18 protein-coding genes are annotated in these 22,904 nt (G+C 43.4%); 10 read left to right on the forward strand and 8 right to left on the reverse strand.

Features of this window, described 5'->3' with window-relative positions; translation table 11 throughout:
• Positions 1 to 80 precede the first annotated feature (80 nt).
• From hisS to ACRRSY_RS07110, 5 genes are all read left to right on the forward strand, one after another.
• Entirely contained in the window at positions 81 to 1,358 is a 1,278-nt protein-coding gene (hisS, locus tag ACRRSY_RS07090) for a histidine--tRNA ligase (RefSeq protein ID WP_432464676.1), read from the forward strand.
• A 13-nt stretch (positions 1,359 to 1,371) separates the two neighbouring features.
• On the forward strand, positions 1,372 to 2,004 hold the full coding sequence (locus ACRRSY_RS07095; protein ID WP_432464677.1) for a YfgM family protein: 633 nt from the start codon (positions 1,372 to 1,374) through the stop codon (positions 2,002 to 2,004).
• On the forward strand, positions 1,997 to 3,187 hold the full coding sequence (gene bamB, locus ACRRSY_RS07100) for an outer membrane protein assembly factor BamB (protein ID WP_432464678.1): 1,191 nt from the start codon (positions 1,997 to 1,999) through the stop codon (positions 3,185 to 3,187). The genes ACRRSY_RS07095 and bamB overlap by 8 nt, the downstream gene beginning before the upstream one ends.
• Before the next feature lie 83 nt (positions 3,188 to 3,270).
• Positions 3,271 to 4,740, forward strand: coding sequence for a ribosome biogenesis GTPase Der (der, locus tag ACRRSY_RS07105; protein WP_432453882.1), 1,470 nt, complete (start codon positions 3,271 to 3,273; stop codon positions 4,738 to 4,740).
• A gap of 12 nt (positions 4,741 to 4,752) precedes the next feature.
• Complete coding sequence (locus ACRRSY_RS07110; RefSeq protein WP_432453881.1) at positions 4,753 to 4,983, forward strand: zinc ribbon domain-containing protein; 231 nt, start codon at positions 4,753 to 4,755, stop codon at positions 4,981 to 4,983.
• 54 nt (positions 4,984 to 5,037) lie between these two features.
• On the opposite strand, the gene ACRRSY_RS07115 is transcribed toward ACRRSY_RS07110, so the two are convergent.
• Positions 5,038 to 6,879, reverse strand: a complete 1,842-nt coding sequence (locus ACRRSY_RS07115; RefSeq protein WP_432464679.1) for an alpha/beta fold hydrolase — start codon at positions 6,877 to 6,879, stop codon at positions 5,038 to 5,040.
• Positions 6,880 to 7,341: 462 nt separating this feature from the next.
• A complete protein-coding gene (gene xseA / locus ACRRSY_RS07120; RefSeq protein WP_432453879.1) occupies positions 7,342 to 8,721 on the reverse strand; it encodes an exodeoxyribonuclease VII large subunit in 1,380 nt (459 codons plus the stop codon).
• Between the two features lie 85 nt (positions 8,722 to 8,806).
• Here xseA and guaB point away from each other — a divergent pair, with 85 nt between their 5' ends.
• Both guaB and guaA read left to right on the forward strand, forming a co-directional pair.
• On the forward strand, positions 8,807 to 10,267 hold the full coding sequence (gene guaB, locus ACRRSY_RS07125; RefSeq protein ID WP_432453878.1) for an IMP dehydrogenase: 1,461 nt from the start codon (positions 8,807 to 8,809) through the stop codon (positions 10,265 to 10,267).
• Positions 10,268 to 10,339: 72 nt separating this feature from the next.
• A complete protein-coding gene (gene guaA / locus ACRRSY_RS07130; protein WP_432464680.1) occupies positions 10,340 to 11,920 on the forward strand; it encodes a glutamine-hydrolyzing GMP synthase in 1,581 nt (526 codons plus the stop codon).
• Between the two features lie 156 nt (positions 11,921 to 12,076).
• Here guaA and ACRRSY_RS07135 read toward each other — a convergent pair whose 3' ends face one another.
• Positions 12,077 to 12,439, reverse strand: a complete 363-nt coding sequence (locus ACRRSY_RS07135; protein WP_432453876.1) for an MmyB family transcriptional regulator — start codon at positions 12,437 to 12,439, stop codon at positions 12,077 to 12,079.
• A 552-nt stretch (positions 12,440 to 12,991) separates the two neighbouring features.
• On the opposite strand from ACRRSY_RS07135, the gene ACRRSY_RS07140 reads away from it, so the two are divergent.
• Genes ACRRSY_RS07140 through rlmM form a run of 3 tightly spaced genes read left to right on the forward strand, consistent with a single transcriptional unit; the run spans position 12,992 to position 15,347 of the window.
• Positions 12,992 to 13,915 (forward strand): transcriptional regulator GcvA, encoded by a 924-nt coding sequence (locus ACRRSY_RS07140; protein WP_432453875.1) that lies wholly within the window; start codon positions 12,992 to 12,994, stop codon positions 13,913 to 13,915.
• A gap of 12 nt (positions 13,916 to 13,927) precedes the next feature.
• On the forward strand, positions 13,928 to 14,293 hold the full coding sequence (locus ACRRSY_RS07145; RefSeq protein ID WP_432453874.1) for a DUF423 domain-containing protein: 366 nt from the start codon (positions 13,928 to 13,930) through the stop codon (positions 14,291 to 14,293).
• Positions 14,283 to 15,347 carry a 23S rRNA (cytidine(2498)-2'-O)-methyltransferase RlmM gene (gene rlmM, locus ACRRSY_RS07150; protein ID WP_432453873.1) on the forward strand — a complete coding sequence of 355 codons (1,065 nt, stop codon included), beginning with the start codon at positions 14,283 to 14,285 and terminating at the stop codon, positions 15,345 to 15,347. Before ACRRSY_RS07145 ends, rlmM begins: the two co-directional genes overlap by 11 nt.
• A 93-nt stretch (positions 15,348 to 15,440) precedes the next feature.
• Here the strand turns inward: rlmM and ACRRSY_RS07155 are convergent, their stop codons facing one another.
• The 5 genes from ACRRSY_RS07155 to ACRRSY_RS07175 all read right to left on the reverse strand — a co-directional run bounded on the left by ACRRSY_RS07155 (position 15,441) and on the right by ACRRSY_RS07175 (position 22,900).
• On the reverse strand, positions 15,441 to 16,448 hold the full coding sequence (locus tag ACRRSY_RS07155; protein WP_432453872.1) for an isocitrate dehydrogenase: 1,008 nt from the start codon (positions 16,446 to 16,448) through the stop codon (positions 15,441 to 15,443).
• A gap of 299 nt (positions 16,449 to 16,747) precedes the next feature.
• Positions 16,748 to 17,530, reverse strand: a complete 783-nt coding sequence (gene xni / locus ACRRSY_RS07160) for a flap endonuclease Xni (RefSeq protein ID WP_432453871.1) — start codon at positions 17,528 to 17,530, stop codon at positions 16,748 to 16,750.
• Complete coding sequence (gene ppnN, locus ACRRSY_RS07165; protein WP_432458991.1) at positions 17,527 to 18,915, reverse strand: nucleotide 5'-monophosphate nucleosidase PpnN; 1,389 nt, start codon at positions 18,913 to 18,915, stop codon at positions 17,527 to 17,529. Before ppnN ends, xni begins: the two co-directional genes overlap by 4 nt.
• 95 nt (positions 18,916 to 19,010) lie before the next feature.
• Complete coding sequence (locus tag ACRRSY_RS07170; RefSeq protein WP_432453869.1) at positions 19,011 to 20,603, reverse strand: GGDEF domain-containing protein; 1,593 nt, start codon at positions 20,601 to 20,603, stop codon at positions 19,011 to 19,013.
• A gap of 113 nt (positions 20,604 to 20,716) precedes the next feature.
• Positions 20,717 to 22,900, reverse strand: a complete 2,184-nt coding sequence (locus ACRRSY_RS07175; protein ID WP_432464681.1) for a tetratricopeptide repeat protein — start codon at positions 22,898 to 22,900, stop codon at positions 20,717 to 20,719.
• Positions 22,901 to 22,904 lie beyond the last annotated feature (4 nt).

Consider the following 22,904-nt stretch of genomic DNA (forward strand, 5'->3'; position numbering starts at 1 on the left):
CAAACAAATTTACCTATTGAGCGAAAGCCCCTATAATCGAGGGCTTTTAGTAGTGATTACCTGTTTTATTCGAGATTAATGTGGCTAAACAAATACAAGCAATACGAGGCATGAATGACTGCTTGCCTAACGACACACCCGCCTGGCAAAAGGTAGAGTCGGTGATTCGTGAGGTGGTGGCTGCTTATGGTTATAACGAAATTAGAATGCCAGTTGTTGAAAGTACTGAACTGTTCAAACGTTCCATCGGTGAAGTGACCGATATCGTTGAAAAGGAAATGTATACTTTTGACGATCGCAATGGTGATAGTTTAACACTGCGCCCAGAAGGCACAGCCTGTTGCGTCAGAGCCGGCAATCAAGCGGGTTTATTATATAACCAAGAACAACGGCTGTGGTATATGGGGCCAATGTTCCGCCATGAACGCCCACAAAAAGGTCGTTATCGTCAGTTCCATCAAGCGGGTGTTGAAGCCTTTGGCATGGCTTCGGCGGATATCGATGCTGAAGTTATTTTACTTTCGGCTCGTTTTTGGAAGGCTTTTGGTCTAGAAAAGCATGTTAGTTTGCAGCTGAATAGTTTGGGCTCAAATGAAGCTCGCGCTAATTATCGCGATGCTTTAATTGCTTATTTGGAAGCGCATAAAGAAGTGCTTGATGAAGACGCAAAACGGCGTATGTACGATAACCCGCTCAGGGTATTGGACAGTAAAAATCCACAGGTACAAGCGGCCTTAGTCAATGCCCCAAGTTTGGCTGAGTATTTGGATCCTGAAAGCCAAGCTCATTTTCAACAGCTTTGTGCCTTGCTCGATAATGCAGGTATTGCTTATCAATTGAATCCACGTTTGGTCCGTGGCTTAGATTATTATAATCGCACCGTATTTGAATGGGTCACTGATAGCCTTGGTTCACAAGGAACTGTTTGTGCAGGGGGCCGTTACGACGGTCTGGTTGAACAATTAGGTGGTAAACCGACGCCCGCGGTGGGTTTTGCTATGGGCATAGAACGATTGGTATTGATGCTCGAAACCTTAGATCTATTAGGTGATTTACCATCGAGTGCTGATGTTTATGTGATCAATGCTGGAGAAGCAACGCTTGGTGCGGCATTTTCATTAGCTGAACAATTAAGAGATGCGTTACCCTCAGTGCGAGTCATGAGTCACTGCGGTGGTGGTAACTTTAAGAAACAGTTTAAGCGTGCAGATAAATCCGGGGCGAGAGTGGCGCTGATCATCGGTGATGATGAGTTGGCTAATCATCAGGTTACCGTGAAATATTTACGTCAAGATATTCAACAGCAGTGCATCGCTCAAGACGAGCTGGTAGCCTTGCTTAACACAGTATTAGCATAGTTAAGGAGATACCGTGGAAATATACTCCACTGAGGAACAGCAAGTTCAAGCCATCAAAGACTGGTGGACGAAAAATGGTACATCAGTCATTGGTGGCTCCGTTCTAGGCTTAGCTGCCGTATTTGGTTGGCGCTACTACGGTGATTATCAAGTCGCGCAACAAGACGCAGCCTCTGATGCTTATCAACAAGTTGTTACTCAAGTGGCGAGTAATTCCGATGAGCTTAGCTCATTAGTGAGTTACGTAGCCGATGAAAAAGGAAATAACTACGCGGTGTTTGCGTCGTTATTATTAGCCAAAGAGTTGGTCGCAAAAGAAGATTTTGCGCAGGCCGAAGAGCAGCTTAAATTGGCTTTAGCGGGAGCTCCAGAAGAGTTAAAAGGGATGATTTATGCTCGGTTGGCGCGGGTGCAAGCTCAGCAACAGTCTTTCGATGATGCCCTTGCAAGTCTCGCCTTAATTAATGAGCCAGCCTTAAGCGCAACGGTTGAGTTAATTAAAGGGGATATCTATTTACAGAAAGGTGAACCTGAATTGGCGCGTCAAGCTTATCAAGCTGCAGTTGCGGCTGGTGCCAGTGAACAAGATCCTAGTGTCAACTTGAAATTGAATGATTTAACACAAGCCGAGGCTGCGAATGGCTAAAGCATGGCGCGGTGCTAGCTTGGCCTTGTTGTTACTTGGGTTGTCTGCATGTTCTTTGTTTAATTCTGAAGAAGATGTGGTGCAAATGTCACCAGTGCCTGAGTTTAGTAATCAGTTTAAGGTAACAAAGCAATGGGAAGTTCGAGTCGGTAGTGGTGTTGAAGGGTATTATTCTGCTTTATCGCCAGTGGTCGCCTACGACTCTGTTTTTGCAGCTGCACGCTACGGTGAAGTGCATGCCTTTGATCTTAATGGCAAGTCCCTATGGAAAATCGACTTATCTAAGCTGGAAAGTAATAATCAATTTTCTGGTAATACTCCTAACGCCCGTATTTCGGGAGGCTTAACGGCCGCTTATCAGCGGATTTATCTGGGGACCGAGAACGCCGACGTGGTGGCTTTAGATGCCCAGACTGGTGAGATAGTTTGGCAAGTTAAAGTTGCTGGTGAAGTATTAGCGAAGCCAGCCGTTGAGGATAGTATTGTGGTGGTGATGACCAGTAATGGTCATTTGATTGCATTGGATGCACACAGCGGTGAGCAAAAATGGGACACCAAGATAGATCAACCCGCTTTGTCATTGCGTAGTAAAGCCCCACCGCTGATCTCCAGTGGTGCGATTATCCTTGGCCGGAGTGATGGTAAAGTTGGTTTATATTTACTGGAAAACGGGCAGTTGATCTTTGAAACGAAGTTGGCTCAACCAAAAGGTTCCACTGAAATCGACCGCATTGTTGATGTTGGTAGTAAGCCGATATTGATTGATTCGCAGCTCTATGCTGTGGCCTATAACGGTAATTTAGTTTCGGTGAACTTACGTAGTGGCGAAGAGCACTGGAAACGCAGTTACTCCGCTTATCAAAATATTGCCTCCGCTGGTTTAAGCTTGTTTGTTACGGATGCTAGCGATACAGTCTATAGTTTAGAACGTAATAATGGTGTTGAAAACTGGGCACAATCGGGTTTAGCGTACCGTATTGTTACCGCACCAGCGATAGACGGTGATCAAGTCTTAGTGGGTGATAGTGAAGGTTATTTATACTGGTTAAATCGTGAGACTGGTGAATTTATGAGTAAGCAGTTGTTAGATAGTAGCGGCTTATACGTCGCACCTGTGGTAACCTCCGATAAAATTATTGTTCAAACACGAAATGGTAAGCTAATTGCGCTAAATCGCAGTTAAATTGTTATAATTGTGTATAAAAGGCTCATGGTGAAATCATCATGAGCCTTTGTCATCTCATCTATTCTAAAAAAGAGGCCCTTATGCTTCCTGTTGTTGCCTTAGTGGGACGTCCTAACGTCGGCAAATCTACATTATTTAATCGCCTTACACGCAGTAGGGATGCACTGGTTGCCGATTTCCCAGGGTTGACTCGTGACCGTAAATACGGCCAAGCAAAAGTGGCTGAGCAAGAGTTCATCGTGATCGATACTGGCGGTATTGATGGGGATGAAGAAGGTATCGATGCGATGATGGCACAGCAATCGTTGCAGGCCATCGAAGAAGCTGATGCGGTACTGTTTTTAGTGGATGCTCGGGCTGGAATGACAATCGCCGATGAAGCGATTGCTCACCATTTGCGTAGACAAGATAAAAAAGTATTTTTGGTCGCCAACAAAACTGACGGTATCGATGCAGATACGGCTTGTGGTGAATTTTATGCTTTAGCCTTGGGGGACGTGCATCATATTGCCGCGGCACATGGTCGTGGGGTTAATATCTTGCTGGAAGAAGCCTTGCGTCCTTTTGTGACCGAACAACATGCGCAACAAGCGCTAGAAGGTGAAGATACCGAACTCGATTTAGACAATGAATTGAGTGAAACTGAGCTCGATCAGTTAGCTCAGCAGTTTGCTGATATGCCTATTAAATTAGCGATTGTCGGCCGACCTAACGTCGGTAAGTCAACACTGACCAACCGAATTTTAGGTGAAGAGCGGGTCGTCGTTTACGATATGCCGGGCACTACGCGTGATAGCATCTATATCCCGATGCAACGTGAAGACCAAGATTATATTTTGATCGATACTGCTGGCGTGCGTAAGCGTGGCAAGGTGACCGAGACGGTTGAAAAATTTTCGGTGATTAAAACCTTGAAAGCCATCGAAGATGCCAATGTAGTGATGTTGGTCATTGACGCACAATCGGGGATTTCTGATCAAGATTTAAGTCTGCTAGGTTTTGTGCTTAATGCGGGGCGCGCGCTGGTTTTAGCGGTCAATAAATGGGATGGATTAGATAACGACCATAAGGAGCGAATTAAGAGTGAATTAGATCGCCGATTAGGGTTTATTGACTTTGCTCGAGTGCACTTCATTTCTGCATTGCATGGAACAGGCGTCGGCCACCTATATGAATCGGTACAAGAGGCTTATAGCAGCGCCACCAAACGTGTTTCAACTTCTTTACTGACTCGTATCATGCAGATGGCACAAGATGATCACCAACCTCCATTGGTTCGCGGTCGTCGAGTTAAGTTGCGTTATGCGCATGCGGGTGGATATAACCCACCAAGAATTGTGGTCCATGGTAATCAAGTGAACTCCTTACCTGATTCTTATAAACGTTACTTAATGAATTATTATCGTAAGGCGCTAGAGATTATGGGAACGCCGATCCGTGTAGAATTTAAGGAAGGCGAAAATCCATTTTCTGATAAAAAGTCAAAATTGACTTTGGCACAAGAGCGTCGCCGAAAAAAAATGCAAAGCGTGAGTAAATATAAAAAATAGCTGGAGTGAGTCATGAGTCATGAAATCGCTTGTCCTGAATGTGACGGTGAGTTAATCCCTGAACATGAACATTGGTTATGTGTTGCTTGCCATCACCGATATTTACAACGGGTCCATTGCGATAAATGTGATGCAGAATTGGAAATACTGAAAGCTTGCGGTGCGGTGGATTATTTCTGTAAGCACTGTAATGAACTAAAGTCCAAAAAGGCGATGATTCAGCGCTTTGAACGCTGTGAATAAACGAAAGGCGGTTTTTACCGCCTTTTTTATATCGTTAAATACCCGCTATGTTTGCTATGAGGTGCGTTTGGCGATGCTATGTAAAATATTTGACCATTGTTGGTAGATCATAAAATGCCCTTGTTTAGGGATGACTTTTAGTTGAGCATTTGGTACCGATGTTGCGAATCGTTCGGCGAGAACTAAAGGAATATGCCGATCAACTTCGCCATGCCATAAGCTTGTCGGAATTTGAATATCGGCAATATTAAAGCCCCAGTCTTTCATGACTCGTTGTACTTCATCAGAAAATGCGCTGCCACCCTGTATTTTGGCTTCTTTGAGGTAACGCGTAAATTTGTCTCGAAACTGCGGGCTATTAAATAACTCGACATCGGCTCCGTCCAAATCTTTGGCTAATACTTTAAACAGCTTATTCGGATCTTTGTGTAAACCTTTTTCTAAGATATTGGTAAATAGTCGGTGCATGCTGGGAAAGTCACGCGCCAATTTCATATGCATTCGGTATAGCTTGGCGGTGGCTTGATAGTCACTATCTAAAACTAGTGCATCACCAGAACTCACCATGGTGAGATGGCTAATTTTACTCGGTATTTTGGCGGCGCAACAGGCTGCGTATACTCCTCCGGTGGCATAGCCAAGTAACTCAACTTGATCAATATTTAGGTATTCGAGCAAGGCACAGAGATCTTCAGACCATTGCACAAAACTATAATTTGGATGGTAGTCGGAGCCGCCAAAACCAGGTCGATCGATGGTGATTAAACGCAGCCCGAGCTGCTTTGCTAAGTCTTGTTCATCGAAGAAGTTCTCTAAGCGACTGCCTAGAATGCTATGGCAGTAAATTACCGGTGTCCCTTTGTCGCTACCAAATTCTTGATAACATAAGCGGCGTTGATCTGGCAGGGTAAAAAACAAGGTTTGATTACTAGCGTTATGCTCGTCTAACGGGAGTAAAGCTCTACTATTTTGCGATAACATTCCCCAAGGTCCAGTAAGTACCAAGCTGGCTAACTCGCTTTGACTACTGACCCCTGTTTTTTTAAAAACCGATTTTAGCTGAGTTCGAACGGTGTTATAGCTGACGTAAATTTTGTCGGCAATATCGGATGGAGACATTCCTTGGGCAATGTAGTTTACAATCCGTGCTTCTTTTGGACTTAAGCTATAGCCTTCGGCAAAAGCGCGTAAATCTAGCTCAATATCCGGCCGTGAGGGCGAGATAAATACCACCACACTGGCATTGCGCTCCAAGGCAGGGTTTTGTAAATGATCGACAGGACTTAAGATCACCATCGTTTGAGCTGTACTTTGATTATCGATTTGGATCGGTAGCCCGCGACTACTTGACTCTCCTGGCCCCAAATTTGATAACTCTGTGACATATTGTTTCAGTAACGCTGTTGATTTGCTTTGCTGTGTGGTTAAGGTTCTGCCTTGTTGATAAAGCCCCTGCTTTAACTGAAGAGTCTCTTCGGCGAGTTCATTGGTTAATAATATTTCGTTTTGGGCATTGACTAAGATCACACCCACAGGAATGTGGTCTAACAGCGAATTTAATGAATGATTTTTTTCTTCCAGCTTATAGATGCGCTTGGCGATGTTTAACGCTTGGTTGAAGTGCTCTAGTAGCAACTGATTGCGTTCTGAATGATGGGTTTGTTCCATCAATAGGGTTGGAGAGACGGCGTTTAGCATTTGGCTTAATTTGGCTGATGAGTTGTCGTGCTCAGTTTCAACTTGAGTTCGTTGAATCTCAGGCATCATATACAGCTGTTCAAGCAGGTCTGGCCAATATTCGGGTTCTGCCGCTGCTCGGTAGATCATGCCGATTAACTGTTCCCGATTATCGACGAAGGTTAGCTCGAGTTCCTTGGTGCTATCCAGAGATTTCATATTTTTACTGCTAATTTACTTGTATTACAATTAATTGATTATATGCGATTGGCATACACTTTGCGTCTTCTTGGGTTTAGATGCTGAGTTTATTTATAGCAAAAATTTCGGCGTCTAGTTTAGCCCCTTTAATTTTAAGATAGTTTTACAAAAAAACACATCAAATTTAACGCTTCACTCATAAGTTGTGAAGCGTACGAAAGATTGTCGATAAGATTAGAGTTTGTTGATTTGTAATGATTATTTTTTCATTGGTTTGTGACTTGTGGGGTAAATTGTTCATATAAAGTGTACCTCTCTAAAACAAAGTAGACCCTGTAGCATCAAGTGTCACAAGCGCTGAAAAAAAGGATTCGCTAAAGCATTTTACTCTTTATTGAGTGGGTTTGCTTGGCGAAATATCTCTGGTTGCGTTGTAAGCTCGCTCCACGAACATGATTTGCTACAAGAGGTTAGCTGTGTTTAAGAACTGATGTTTGCTTTTCGTTGTCCATCGACAAATTGCAGCGTGACTTCGTCTCCAACTTGTAATTCGGCGGCATGATGCACGAGTTGTTGTTTATGACTTACCATTGTAAAACCTCGTTCTAAAACCCGCAGTGGGCTTAGGGCATCTAATTGTCGAGTTTTGGCGATGAGTTGTTGTTGATAACGGGCTTGTTGCTGCGTGATTATTTGTGACATATTTTTTAATAAGTTATCGAATTGATTTGCTTGCTGTGTGAGTTGTGCAGGAAGTTGGCTTTCGATAATGGCTCGACTGACTCTGTTATATCGGTAGTTAGCCTGCGCTAAGCTGCTAGACATCGCGCGCTCCAAGCGTAGTGATAGATGGTCAAACCGTTGTTGTTGTTGTTGCAATACGTGCTCAGGGGATTGTGCATAAATGCGCTGTTGTAAATTTGTCAGTTGCCATTGCTGTTGTTTCAGCAGCTGAGAATAGCGGTTGTTTAGCTGTTGGTTGAGATAGCTTAATCTTTGCTCGATGTGGCTAGCCTGTTGGCTGACGATTTCCGCTGCAGCAGAAGGGGTTGCCGCTCGTACATCGGCAACTAGATCGCTGATACTATGATCAATCTCGTGGCCAACCGCCGAAATGATGGGCAGGTTAGAGTTAAATATGCAATTGGCTAACCGTTCATCATTGAAGGCGGATAAATCTTCTTTAGAACCACCCCCACGGCCAACAATCAACAAATCAACTTCCTGACGTTGATTCGCTCGTTCGATCATGGCGCAAATTTGAATGGCTGCTTGTTCGCCTTGCACTGCTGCTGGGTAGACGATGACTTTGATGGCTGGTGCTCGTCGAGCCAGTACCGACAAAATGTCCTGTAAGGCGGCCCCTGATGCGGAACTTACCACTCCAACCGTTGACGGATACTCCGGTAGTGCTTGTTTAGCTGCTTCGGCAAATAAGCCTTGGGCGGCGAGCTTATACTTTAATTGCTCAAATGCTTGCTGGATGGCGCCATCCCCGGCGGGATGAATGGCTTCAATGATTAACTGGTAATCCCCTCGAGGCTCATACATGGTGATGTTGGCTTTCACTAGCACCTGCATTCCAGACTCGGGCTTAAAAAGTACTTTGCGATTGGTATTTTTAAACATGGCACAACGGACCTGCGACCGTGAGTCCTTCAGGTTGAAGTACCAATGCCCTGAAAATGGCGCTGAAAAGTTAGATATTTCACCTTCCAACCAAACTGTCCCCAAACAACGCTCTAGTAAACGTCTAACTTCCTGGTTTAATTGACTTACGCTGAAGACATTTTGGGTGATTTGATTCGCTTGCATCAGCGCTCTCGTGGGTAAATTGAAAATAATGTAAGAAAATAACATTTTTCAATTTACCTTGACTAGCTTTATACCTATAATCCGTCCGCAATATTTTCCCGTTTATTAACTGATTTAGGCGAATGTTGCTATGCTGAGAATTTCCAAAGAAGCCTTAACCTTCGATGATGTACTACTACTTCCTGCACACTCTGAAGTACTCCCTAACACTGCCAGTTTGGCCACTCGTCTAACTAAAGATATCAATTTAAATATTCCGATGGTTTCTGCGGCCATGGATACTGTTACTGAGGCGAGTTTTGCGATCGCTTTAGCTCAGGAAGGTGGCATTGGCTTCATTCATAAAAATATGAGTATCGAACAACAAGCCAATGAAGTGCGTCGCGTGAAAAAATTCGAAGCTGGGATTGTGCTTGAGCCGATTACGGTGACGCCAGACTTAACTTTGGGGCAGATTGCGAAGTTACGCCAAACTCATGGTTTTGCGGGCTTCCCCGTGGTGACAGAAGCTAATGACTTAGTTGGTATTGTCACAGGACGTGATTTACGTTTCGAAACCGATTTTTCTAAAACAGTTTCGCAGGTGATGACCCCGAAAGAACGTTTGGTAACCACTACCGATACTTCCCGTGAAGTGGTTGAAAAGCTAATGCACGAACACCGTATTGAGAAAATGTTGGTGGTTGACGATGCCTTTAAACTCACAGGTTTAATCACCGTAAAAGATTTTAAAAAAGCAGAGCGTAAGCCGAACGCTTGTAAAGACAGCTTTGGCCGCTTGCGTGTTGGTGCTGCTGTTGGCGCTGGTGCTGGCAACGAAGAGCGGGTTGATGCGCTGGTAGAAGCGGGGGTTGATGTCTTATTGATCGATTCATCTCACGGGCATTCGCAAGGAGTGCTTGATCGCATTAAGGCCACTCATGATAAATACCCTGACTTACAGATTGTTGGTGGTAACGTTGCCACTGCCGCTGGTGCGATAGCCCTCGCGGATGCTGGTGTTAGTGCAGTAAAGGTGGGGATTGGCCCAGGTTCAATTTGTACAACACGTATTGTTACTGGTGTGGGTGTCCCACAAATTACCGCGGTAGCTGATGCGGTGGAAGCGCTTAAAGGTCGTGATATTCCGGTGATCGCCGATGGTGGTATTCGTTTCTCTGGTGATATTGCGAAAGCCCTGGTCGCCGGTGCATCTTGTGTGATGGTGGGTAGTATGTTTGCTGGCACCGAAGAAGCGCCTGGAGAAATTGAACTTTATCAGGGGCGTTCGTTTAAATCTTACCGCGGTATGGGCTCTTTAGGTGCAATGTCTCAGGGTTCATCAGACCGTTATTTCCAAACCGATAATGCGGCAGATAAATTGGTGCCCGAAGGGATTGAAGGTCGGGTGGCTTACAAAGGTCCAGTGAAAGCGATTATTCACCAGCAAATGGGTGGTTTGCGCTCTTGTATGGGGCTGACTGGCTGCGCCACTATCACCGAACTGAATACCAAAGCCGAATTTGTTCGGGTGACCAGTGCCGGAATGGGCGAAAGTCATGTCCATGATGTGACCATTACTAAAGAAGCACCAAACTACCGTATGGGGTAGATTTTTATAGCATTACTACTCTCTAAGCACCTGCAGGTGCTTAGTTTTATCAGCCTAATGAAGTAAGTGATTATGAGCAGAGATATCCACGAACATCGTATTCTAATTTTAGATTTTGGATCGCAATATACCCAATTGATCGCCCGCCGTATTCGTGAAATAGGGGTTTACTGTGAACTTTGGGGCTGGGATGTAGAAGAAGCCGACATTAGAGAATTTGCACCTAACGGTATTATCTTAGCGGGTGGGCCAGAGAGTGTCACAGAACATGATTCGCCTCGAGCCCCCGAGTATGTGTTTAGCGCTGGCGTTCCTGTATTAGGGATTTGTTATGGCATGCAAACAATGTCTGAGCAGCTTGGCGGGAAGGTGATTCAAGGTGAAGGTGAGCGGGAGTTTGGTTATGCTCAGGTTGAGGTTATTAGCCCATCACCTTTATTTAAAGCGATTGAAGACACGGTTGCCGATAATGGTAATGCCTTGTTAGATGTTTGGATGAGCCATGGCGATAAAGTTTCGGCTATTCCTGCAGGATTCACCACGATTGCGAAAACACCGAGCTGTGAATTTGCCGCGATGATGAATCAAGACAAGCAATTTTATGGCGTTCAGTTTCACCCTGAGGTGACTCACACTCGCCAAGGTTTGCGGATGTTAGAACATTTTGTGAAAGATATCTGTGGCTGTGATGCTTTGTGGACTTCTGAATCGATCATTGAAAATGCGGTCGCAAAAATTAAGCAGCAAGTGGGTGATGATGAAGTTATTCTTGCGCTAAGTGGTGGCGTTGATTCCTCGGTTGTTGCCATGCTTATTCAGCGAGCCATTGGCGATAAACTTACTTGTGTGTTCGTGGATAACGGTTTATTGCGTTTGCACGAAGGCCAACAAGTAATGGATATGTTTGGCAATCACTTTGGTTTGAACATTATTCATGTGCAGGCACAAGATCGTTTCTTAGATGCGATGGCGGGTGAAAGTGACCCAGAGAAGAAGCGCAAAATTATCGGCCATGTTTTTATTGATGTTTTTGATGAAGAGTCGAAGAAACTAAAAAATGCCAAGTGGCTTGCCCAAGGTACGATTTACCCGGATGTGATCGAGTCTGCGGGTGCTAAAACCGGTAAGGCACATCTGATTAAATCTCACCATAACGTCGGTGGCTTACCCGATGATATGGAAATGGGCTTGGTTGAACCTTTGAAAGAGCTATTTAAAGACGAAGTGCGCAAAATTGGTCTGGAGCTAGGCTTACCCTACGACATGTTATACCGCCACCCATTCCCTGGGCCTGGTTTAGGGGTACGGGTACTCGGTGAGGTGAAGAAAGAGTACTGTGATCTATTGCGCCGTGCCGATGCTATTTTCATCGAAGAACTGCATAAACATGATTTATACAATAAGGTAAGCCAGGCTTTCACGGTATTCTTACCTGTGCGTTCAGTCGGTGTGATGGGCGATGGACGTAAGTACGATTGGGTTGTATCGCTGCGTGCTGTTGAGACTATCGATTTTATGACAGCACATTGGGCTCATTTACCCTATGACTTCCTTGGTCATGTGAGCAACCGAATTATCAATGAAGTCGATGGTATTTCTCGTGTGGTCTATGATATTTCGGGTAAACCGCCTGCGACGATTGAGTGGGAGTAGACTAAGTTATAAACAGTTAACCAGGTCTTTATAAATCAATGAAATGCCAGTCAGTAATACTGACTGGCATTTTTTATGGTGATTCTTACTCTTCAATCGTCGGCTTGGTAACCTCTGCGAATTGCCTAGCGATAATTAGTGGAACTTTGTTTCAGCTTATTCACTTTTCGCATCAACCACCAAGCGAAAATGGCGGTTTATCAGAGAAGTGTGTTCAAACGTGGCTGTCTCGCCGTTTATCTTGAGCTTTCGAGTACCATCACATAGTGCATGAACATCATGTTGTTTCCAACACTGATTAAAGTCGGCTGACACGTTTTTCAATTCATCCTCTAAGGCTTTGATATCGCTATCGTGACTTGTATTAGCATGGTCACGACGACACTGGATAATATGTGGGGGTGCTTCCTCTTCCCTATGGAGAAAAATTTCCCGCAGAGCAGGGTTAGTAAAAAGCATTGGTAATAGATTACGTCTCTCGGAAGGGCGACTCGAAACTAAACAGATGGTTGGCTGCATCGTTATAAGCAAGCACAACACACCGTTTTGCGTTTGATTTGAATATAATCATGTTGATTGGCTGGGGCATGTCTTGATGGTATGTTGCAGTGACAAGCTGAGCATGTGTACTTATCATTATCAACATAATGGGTTATTTTAATTGGCTTGTTTAAGTCCTTCTTATTTTCCGTGACCCAGCTCTAAGATTATTTTTTTTAATGCTTATTTCGTTTGTTTGTTGTTCGCGCTTTACTTTGTTGAGTCATATTTAGGGCATAAAAAAAGCCACTGCAATAGCAGTGGCTAAAAATTCTTTTTGACAGACAGGGTCAAAATTAGAAACAGGGAGTCAGCAAAAGGCTGACAAATGCAAACACAACATAGCAATCAAAGTAACTACAAATCCGGTATTTACTTAAAGGGGCCTGACGTAACACCCTGTATTATGGCGCTATGTCAGGCCCCTTCACTTGATTGCGTGTGCATAGTAGTCTGCAACTAGCCGTACAACAACAGATAATTTATAATGCAGAAAGATTAGAAAAACTTATCCGTTAATGGGGTGTAAATATGGCGCGTCGTTTGCCGCCTTTAAATGCTTTAAAAGCATTTGAGGCCGCCGCAAGGCACCTAAGCTTTACTCGTGCAGCTGAAGAACTATTTGTGACTCAAGCCGCTGTGAGTCACCAAATTAAAGCTTTGGAAGAATTTCTCGGCCTCAAATTGTTTCGTCGTAAAAATAGAGCCTTATTATTAACAGAAGAAGGACAAGGTTACTTCTTAGATATTAAAGATATTTTTATTTCGCTTACTGAAGCGACAGATCGCTTGTTGGCGCGAGGTGCCAAAGGGACGATCACAGTCAGCCTCCAGCCGAGTTTCGCGATCCAGTGGTTGGTACCGCGTCTATCTCAATTTAGTGAGATGCATCCAGACATTGATGTACGGATCAAGGCTGTTGATCTTTATGAGGGGTCCTTGAGTGAAGACGTTGATGTGGCGATTTATTATGGTCGAGGCAATTGGGCAGGCTTGCGAGCCGATAAGTTGCATACTGAGTATTTAGTGCCAGTGTGTTCACCAAGTTTATTAGTGGGAGATAAGGCGCTCACTAAACCAGAGGACTTACAATTTCATACCTTGTTACATGATACCGCTCGTCACGATTGGAAAGCCTGGTTTAAGTTAGTCGGCCTAAGACAAATGAATGTGAATCATGGGCCGATATTTTCTCACTCAACTATGGTGTTGCAAGCTGCGGTATACGGTCAAGGCGTGGCCTTGGGGCATAGTGTGTTGGCAAAGCCTGAAATAGAAGCTGGGCGTTTAGTATGTCCTTTTGAACAAGTTTTGTTGAGTAAGAATGCCTACTATATGGTGTGTAAGCCTAGTCAGGCAGAACAAGGGAAATTAGTTGCTTTTCGTGAGTGGATGATTTCGTTAGTGGAACATGAGCAGCAAGAATTCGTTAATGAAGGCTTGGTGGAAATATAAGAAAGGTTAGTCATGAAGCAATTCACTTGGCCATTTAGGGCCTTGGTCGCTGTGTCTGGTGCTTTTTGCGTGATTATGGGTGCAGGAGCCGCCCATGGTTTTAGTCGTTTTTTGGGCGCAGAGCAGCTGCAATGGATAAATACTGGCGTGTTTTATCAATTAGTTCACCTCGCGGCTGCATTGGCTGTGGTTCAGCGCCATCGATTAACGGCTCTGTTGTGGGTTGTCGGTGGTTGGTTGTTCGCGGGTAGCTTATACTGTTTAGCTTTTTTCGGTTCTAAGGTATTTGGGCCAATTACGCCTCTAGGTGGACTGATATTGATTATTGGTTGGTTATCTTTGGTTTGGTCTAGTAAGAATATGAGTTATGACAAATAGTATCATTTTATATTGTCGCACTGGTTTCGAGAGTGATTGTGCAGCAGAAATCCAGTTTCATGCGGAACAATTGGAATATTTTGGTTATGCCAAGGCTGCTGCAGAGTCTGGTTTTGTTGAGTTTAGCTGTTATCAAAATGAGCACACCATAAGCCTCTACCAAGCGATTGATTTTCGAAATTTGATTTTTGCACGTCACTGGTTTTTGGCTTTACTGGAACTGGAATTAGATGAGCGTAATCGGGTTGCATCGATATTGGCGATTGATCAGAAGTTACCACTTTGTGGCAGCTTGCGTTTGGAATATCCTGATACCAATGAAGGAAAATCTTTATCCGCATTTTGTAAGAAATTTACACGTCCCTTAGAGCATGCGCTGATAAAACACCAGTGGTTAAGTAAAACGCAGAACTTAAAGTTGCCTGCGATGCAATTGTTCTTTACGAGTGGAACCCATTGTTGGTTGGGTTATTCAGATACCCGTAACGGTAATCCGCAAGCGAATGGTATCTTACGACTCAAGTTTCCCAACCAAGCACCCAGTCGTTCGACCTTGAAGTTAGATGAAGCGTTTATGGTTTTGCTGAATGATCAAGAACGAGAACAATATTTAGAAAATGGTCAGCATGCGGTTGATTTAGGCGCCTGCCCCGGTGGATGGACCTATCAATTGGTGAGACGAAATATGTTCGTCGCAGCCGTTGATAATGGGCCAATGGCGCAGTCTTTGATGGAGACGGGTCAGGTACAGCACTTTCGTGAAGATGGTTTTAAGTTTCAGCCGGAACGCAACAATACTAGTTGGTTAGTCTGCGATATGGTTGAGAGACCAGCCAAGGTGGCTAGGTTGATGTTGAAATGGCTCGCTAATGGTTGGTGCCGTTATGCAATGTTTAATTTAAAATTGCCAATGAAGCAACGTTTTGCTGAAGTAAATCAAGATCTGAATATGTTACGTGAAGGTTTAGCCGAATTAGGATTTGAGTCTGAGGTGAGGGCTAAGCAGTTATATCATGATAGAGAAGAGATCACGGTATTTGCTCGAATTATTTGAGCTGAATTGGGACTCGTCAGAAATGTAAATATAAGCTATCTAATTGCGGTATAAAGGCAGTCTATGCTGCCTTTCATCGGTGCTCTGTGTCGCTTATAGGCGCTCTAAGATAGCTTGAGTGAATTCCTTCGTGCCTGCAATACCACCCAAGTCTCGAGTGGTTCTATCGCCGCTGGCAATCACATCTTTTACTGCGCTTAAAATGGCCGTGGCCTGCGTTTCCATACCCAAGTATTCGAGCATCTGAATACTCGCTAAAATAACCGAGGTGGGGTTGGCAATGTCTTGGTCAGCAATATCTGGGGCGCTACCATGAACGGCTTCAAAAATTGCGGCTTGTTCACCGATATTTGCGCCTGGAGCCATGCCCAGGCCGCCAACCAAACCTGCACAAAGGTCTGAAAGGATATCGCCAAATAGATTGGTTGTGACCATCACGTCGAAGCGCTCTGGGTACATCACTAAGTTCATACAAGCGGCATCAACAATCATCTCTTCCGATTCGATATCCGGATACTGCCGAGAGATTTCTCGAGCAACCTCTAGAAATAAGCCTGAGGTGGATTTCATGATGTTGGCTTTATGGATGGTGGTTACTTTCTTACGGCCTTCTCGGCGAGCTAGTTCATAAGCAAATTTTACGATGCGCTCGGCACCTTCGCGAGTCACTATACTCATGGCTTCGGCGCTGTTGCCATCTTCGCTACGTTTTTGACCCAGGCCTGAGTACATCCCTTCGGTATTTTCACGTACGGTAATAATATCTATGTTTTCGTAACGTGCTTTAGTCCCAACAAATGAACGTACTGGGCGAATATTCGCATATAGGTCGAAGTGCTTACGCATAGAGACATTAATTGAAGTGAAGCCGGTTCCGACTGGCGTGGTTAATGGGCCTTTTAGGGCAATACCATTTTGTTCAATCAGTTGTAATGATTTTTCGGGTAATAGGCTGCCATCACTTTCTAATGCGGCGAGGCCCGCATTGGCATAATCATACTCGAAACCACAACCTGCTTTGTCCATTATTGCGATGGCGCTTTCGATAATACTTGGTCCAATACCATCTCCAGGTATGACGGTGATTCGTCTTGTTGACATATATCTTCCTAATTCGTAGGTATTTTTATTATCTAAATAAGGGGAGGAGGTAACACTCCGTGTTATTACCCGAGCGAATGGGTTCGGGCAACAATGAGTTTACAATTTTTTAACTGAATACTCAAAAATATTTAGTTTCCAACACTGATTATAGGTCAGATTTCGCCCCAAATAACAACATTTTGAATGCTGAAGAGATCTTATCTCGGTAGGTTTTGATTGGTTTTAATACAGTTTAGCGCAGACTATTCTCTACAATTTACGCTGGTCTTGATTAGCAGGAAAATAATTATCGACGATCAACAGGCCTTGGGGTTATAACGTAATAGTTTCAATGAAAAACCAAGTTTTAAATCGGTTCTTAAGCTGAGCAATTTATGCGCGAGTTGTAGCTCATTAGCGTGCGCTTGAACTTTTGAGGCAAGCTTGTTATTGGTGCTGTTATCATCGAGAATCGCTTGGGTATCAGGATAATTTTTAAGTAGCGTTTGCGCACTTTTCTTACCAATACCGGGTACGCCTGCCACATTCACTCCATTGATGCCAACCAAGGCCCAATAATCGTTTAGTTGTTTGATCGCGATCCCAAACTTCTCTTCGACTTGCTCGATTGAAATATACTCCCGTCGAAAATAGTCATATAAACCGACACCAGCTGAGAGTAATGAGTAGTAGCCTTGATCAGTGGAAATAATGGTTACCGGGTAGTTAGCTGCAATTGCTTTACTGGCGAGCGTGGCACAAATGTCATCGGCCTCTTCGTTAGCCGCAAAGATTGAATCGATCCCCATATCTAATAGTTGGTCTTTTAATGTCTCCAATTGTTCAGCTAATAGCTCGGGCATTGGAGAGCGGTTTTGTTTGTATTGTGGATAAAGCTGCTCTCGCCAAGCCGAACGTTCGCCATCGAATACAGCGACAATATGGGAAGGCTGAAGGCTTGACACTATTCGTTTACAGGCGCTCGAGAGCGCCTGCTGAGTTGATTGACTTAATGAGTCGCGAGGGCTACGTTGCTGCTGAACCGCATAAATTCTACGGATTAAATTTAAAGCATCTATCACGACGAAGTGTTGACTCATTGAGGCAGTTCTCTGTCTTGTTTAATTTGATTTTTAGCGATTTTATAGCATGGCTCATAGTTGCTACCAGGTAATTTCATCCGCTGCTGTTTTACAAAATCTTGCAGTAGCTTATCTAGCATGTTCATTATTTCAGGATCACCATCGATAATGAATGGCCCATGCTCTTCGATTTGTTTTATACCTTCATCTTTTACATTACCACTCACGATGGCGGAGAACGCTCGTCGTAAATTTGCAGCTAATTCTTGGGGGGCTTGATCGTAGTGCAAATTTAACTTTTCTACGTTTTGATGAACAGGAAGAAAAGGATGTTGAAAGCTACTTTCTATTTTTAGGCTCCAGTTGAAGGAATAGGCATCACCAATAGCACGTCGATAGTCTTGGATCTTGGACATCGATGATTTGACGACTTGCGCGGCACTTGCAGGGTCGTCGATAATAATTTGATAGTGTTTCTGTGCTTCGATACCGAGAGTTTTGCCGATGAATTTGTCAATGCTTCTAAAATAAGCTTCACTAGATCTAGGTCCGGTGAGGACGATTGGTAAGGGCTGACGAGCATTTTCCGGATGCATCATAATGCCAAGTATATACAGTAATTCTTCAGCGGTTCCCGCACCACCGGGGAAGATAACGATGGCGTGGCCCATTCGAACAAATGCTTCTAAGCGTTTCTCTATATCGGGTAGAATGACAAGCTCATTAACAATGGGGTTTGGTGGTTCGGCTGCGATGATGCTGGGCTCCGTTAAACCAATGTAACGACCGTTGTTTACTCGTTGTTTGGCATGTCCAACAGTGGCACCTTTCATTGGACCTTCCATTGCTCCAGGGCCACAGCCAGTGCAGATGTTTAATTCTCGCAATCCCAATTGGCTTCCCATCTCTCGAGTATATTGATACTCGTTTTCGTTGATCGAATGTCCGCCCCAGCAAACGACTAAGTTTGGTTCAATTCCAGGGTGAATCACTCGAGCATTGCGTAGCATGGAAAAAACTAAATGGGTGATATGTGGTGATTGATTAAAATCTAAATAAGAGAGTTTTTGGATTTCATTAGAAACATACAAAATATCACGTAAAACGCTAAATAGGTGTTCTTGAATACCGCGGATAATTTCGCCATCCACAAATGCTTCTTCTGGTGCATTGATTAACTCGAGTTTTACGCCGCGTTCCCTACTAAGGACTTTAATGTCAAAGTTTCGATAGCGTTCTAAAATCTCACGGCTGCTGTCGGTTTTACTTCCCGAATTGAGTACCGCAAGGCTGCAGTTTCGGTATAGGAGATAAATATCTTTAGAGGCACTTAAAGCAAGTTGGTCGACTTCTAGTTGTGATAACAAGTTCATGCTACCAACAGGATTTATATGGGTAATCATCAACACCTCACGTCTATTTCAGGTTACTTTACCATAACAGTATAACGTGAGGAGTGGTGTTAGCTGATACTTATTTCGTATTACTTCATAAATAACTAGTTGATTAAGTTGACTTTGTCACGACCACTGCTTTTTGACTCGTATAAAGCTTGGTCTGCACGCTCGAATGCATCAAGCGGTTTATCGCTATCTTTAAAAAGGGTTGCACCAATAGAAACCGTAATTGAAACCTGTTTTTCTTTAAATCGAAAGGGCAGGGTCTTAATCTGTTCGCGAATATTGTCAAGTGGCACCATCACTGCGTCAGGTGAGATATTCGGCATCAATAAAACGAATTCTTCACCGCCAAAACGAGCTAAAAAGTCGGTATCTCGCAGGCTATTCTGCAACGCTCTGGCGATCACTTTGAGTGCTTTATCACCAGCCATATGGCCAAACTGATCATTAATTGATTTAAAGTGGTCAATGTCAATAATAGCCATGCCCAAATTATAACCATAACGCTTCCAGCGTTTGTACTCGAGCTCTAAACGTTCGTCTAAGGCTGCTCGGTTGTATACTTGAGTGAGACTATCGATGAACAATTTATGTTTGTGAGCATTGAGTCGCTTTTTATACTCTTGAGTTTCTTCTCGAACCAAACGAAGCTTTAATTCAACTTCACCAAGTTCGTTCAATAACTCAGTCGTTCGTTGTTCTAGTTGTTCTTTTTCTTTGAATACGTCGGTAATCTGAATTAAGCGATTTTGGATTGAATGCTTTAAACTATCTAAGTTACTGCTAGAGCGTACTTCCGCACCGAGCTCTAGTATACGGTCTTTTAATACGCTGTTATTTTGCTGCTGATTTTGATGGATTGACTTAGATTGACTTAGCGAGTCGACAAACTGATCGTGGGCACCGCCTAAACTTTCGTTTAAAGAGTATAAAAACTCTTGAGCGGCTTTACGTTCTTCACGACTGCCTTCGATGATGAGTTGAATCACATTGATACACAAGCTAGGCAAGTCGCTAGGTTCTATACCTACTAATAAGTCAGAACGTATCTGTGCCAGTTTGTTACCGACTTCACCGCTATAATCTAGTTCGGTGATCAAACGTTGTAAATCATCACAAATGCGAGTGTGTAAACGACTATCTAAAATACTTTCTTTCGGCTTTACAGCGGTAACATTTTCATTACTGGTGTGAGCTCCGCCTATTGAAGGTTTATTGAGTAGCGCTTGATAATAATAATTGAGTAACTGTTCGATACGAGCCTGATTATCGCTGTGAGAATAAGCTGGGCTCTGCTCTAAAAAATCAGTCAGTTTGCGGCGTAATTGAGGAGGTAAACCATTAATTCGTTTAAGTGATTCCCCCGACGTTTTGATAATTCGTTGGTTGTGAGCGAGGACCGTTTTTAAGGTCTTACTATGTTGTTTAAATAGGCCATCTAATTCGTTTTGATATTGCGAAATAGCTGACAAGTCGTCATTACTCTCAACATCCTTGATTAGTTGCTGTAGTTTATTATCAAGTTGTTCATCTAAGCCATAACAAATTTTAGAAAGGCTTGAAATTAGTTGGCTTATTGATTTCTTTTCCATTCTAACCTTTGCCTCTTGGCCTAAAACATTCTGGGTGGAGTTTTCTATATTGTTTCTCACCAACGCGAGGCGTTTCTTAATCGTGATGATATCGCTCATCGTTTAAACCAACACATCCTAGTATGCCTAATAACTGCGATTAGCATAACACGAGATCTACGACAACTATAGTTGTTGGGTCTGCAAATGTTAAGGCAAATAGTCATCTATACCTACCAATTGATTATGCTCTTATCAGTGGATGAATTCACTTTTACTAAGCCCTTGCTTATTGCCTGTTTTACATCTTGTCTTATATCACTACAGAAAAATGCAGCATGTGAACCTTTCATTGCTGTTAACTCTACCCATTGGTTCTGTTGCGTGTGAGCCGATAGTTGTTGAGCCCCTTCTAAAGCGAGCCATAAAACTTCGGTCATTCCGCTATCGTCAATTGCATCTTCGGCTTTAGTTAAAAATGGGGCAATACAAGTGCCAATCGAAATTATCAACTTAAGCTTTTGCTTTATAGCATATCTTTCTGCTTCATCAACCACCATTCTGCAAATTTGTTCAGCGGATAGTTGCTTCAAAGAGAGGCAAATGAGTAGCTGATGATCGTTGATATGTCCTAATTGATAATCTTTATCAAACTGAGTTATCAGCGCTTCAATCACATTTTTGTTGAATTCCCTACGAAGTTTAAACCCTAAGCTGTGTTGGCCAACGGTGCTGAGATGCTCAATAGATATCAGCAACAGAACTTGCGTTGATTGCGTTGATGAGAGATGTTGCTTGCGTAAATATTGTAAGGGGCTATCGCTGTTGGCTAGTTGTTGCCAACCCGTAATGGGATGCTGGTTCAGCTGTTGGTTTAGATGCCTCACTAAGGCTTTTCTTGATAACAGTTTCTGCCTAGTGATTAAGAATAAAAATAATATCATCACTGCAAAAACGCAGACTAAGACTAAGACCAGTTGCTGAAAGCTACTTTGTTGCTGTATTAAGGCTTTTTCTTTGGTCAGATCGGATAACTGTTGGGCTTGTTCAATATACTGATAGTGTTGCTTAAATTGTTCACGTTTTAGCTCGTTACTTATCTGTTGATATTGTTGGTTTAAGCTGTGGTAAATTTTAAATTCTTCTAAGGCGAGGGCGTAATTGCCATTTTTCTCGTAGGCTTCGGTGAGTAACTTGTATACTTTGCTATGGCTATTCGATAAGCCAATGGTGTTGGCTAAAGCTTCAGCTTTTTCTAGTTGTAAAATAGCTAAGCCACTCTCATGGTTGTTGATATGTAATTCGCCTAACAGTAGTAAGCTATGTAACAATTTACTGGGTTGATTTAATCGAGTAAATAATTGTCTAGCGATTTGTAGATGAACTAAAGCTGGCGTGTAGTCTGTGAATTCCATATAGGTGCTGCCTAGGCGCAGTTCAATGTCGGCCAATAGCGGTAAGTTATGATTGGCCTTTGCTATTTCTTTTGCATTTAGATAGTGCACCAGAGCTGCGTCATTGTCCTTGGCGAGCTTGGTCATATCCGCTAGTTTAGTTATTTCTTCAGCCTGTAGATCGAGATTATTGAGACTTGCGGCATCATCGATGGCATCCTGTTGAAACTGCTGAGCGATAACCAGCTCACCTTGCTCCAAATAGACCTGTGCCATATTGGCTTTGAGTTTGCTGTTGAGTAGCAAGGCTTCATTATTGTGGATGTCTTGATCATCTAACTCCGCCTCTGTTAGGTGATTGAGCGCTAATTCAGGCTGTTTATTTAACAAATAATAATCTGCCAGTAAGGCTTCAGACCACGCCCTGAGTATCGGTGATTTACTGGTATAAGCCTCTTCCTTCGCTTTTAATAGATGGTTTTTGGCTTCGTTATTTTTACCTTGGTTTTGGTAGTAAAGCGCCTGCACTTTTTGTAGTTGAAAGCGCATGTTAGATAAGGGGAAGATCTTTAGCTTTTCGATACCAGCTTGTGCTAAAGCGATATAATCTTGTGCCTGTATTGCCCATTTGGGGTCACTACTCATGGTGAGTGCTGCAATAATATAGGCTTGAGTTAAATGGGTTGGCTGTTGTTTTGCTAAGCGAATGGCATGATGAATATAGACCTGAGCTTGTTGTGGATTATTGGTGCGGTAGGCACATAAAGCGGCAATTTGATAGCGGAGTATGTCGATTGTACCTGTTGTTACCGTTTGCTCAGTGGTCGTCTCCTGTTGGTTCAGTGTTTTCGCTAAATGTTCTAGGCAATTCCTAGGGTTGGCTATCAGCTGTTGGCGTAACGGTTCTAATGTTTTAGGAACATTAATAAAGCCATTTTCATAGGCCCAGCTATTGGCAGAAAACGGCCCGCAGAGTAATACAAGGGCAAACCATAAATACGATTTTAGCGAGAAATTGGGCATTATA

The organism is Agarivorans sp. QJM3NY_33 (assembly GCF_050870865.2).
GTDB lineage: Bacteria > Pseudomonadota > Gammaproteobacteria > Enterobacterales > Celerinatantimonadaceae > Agarivorans.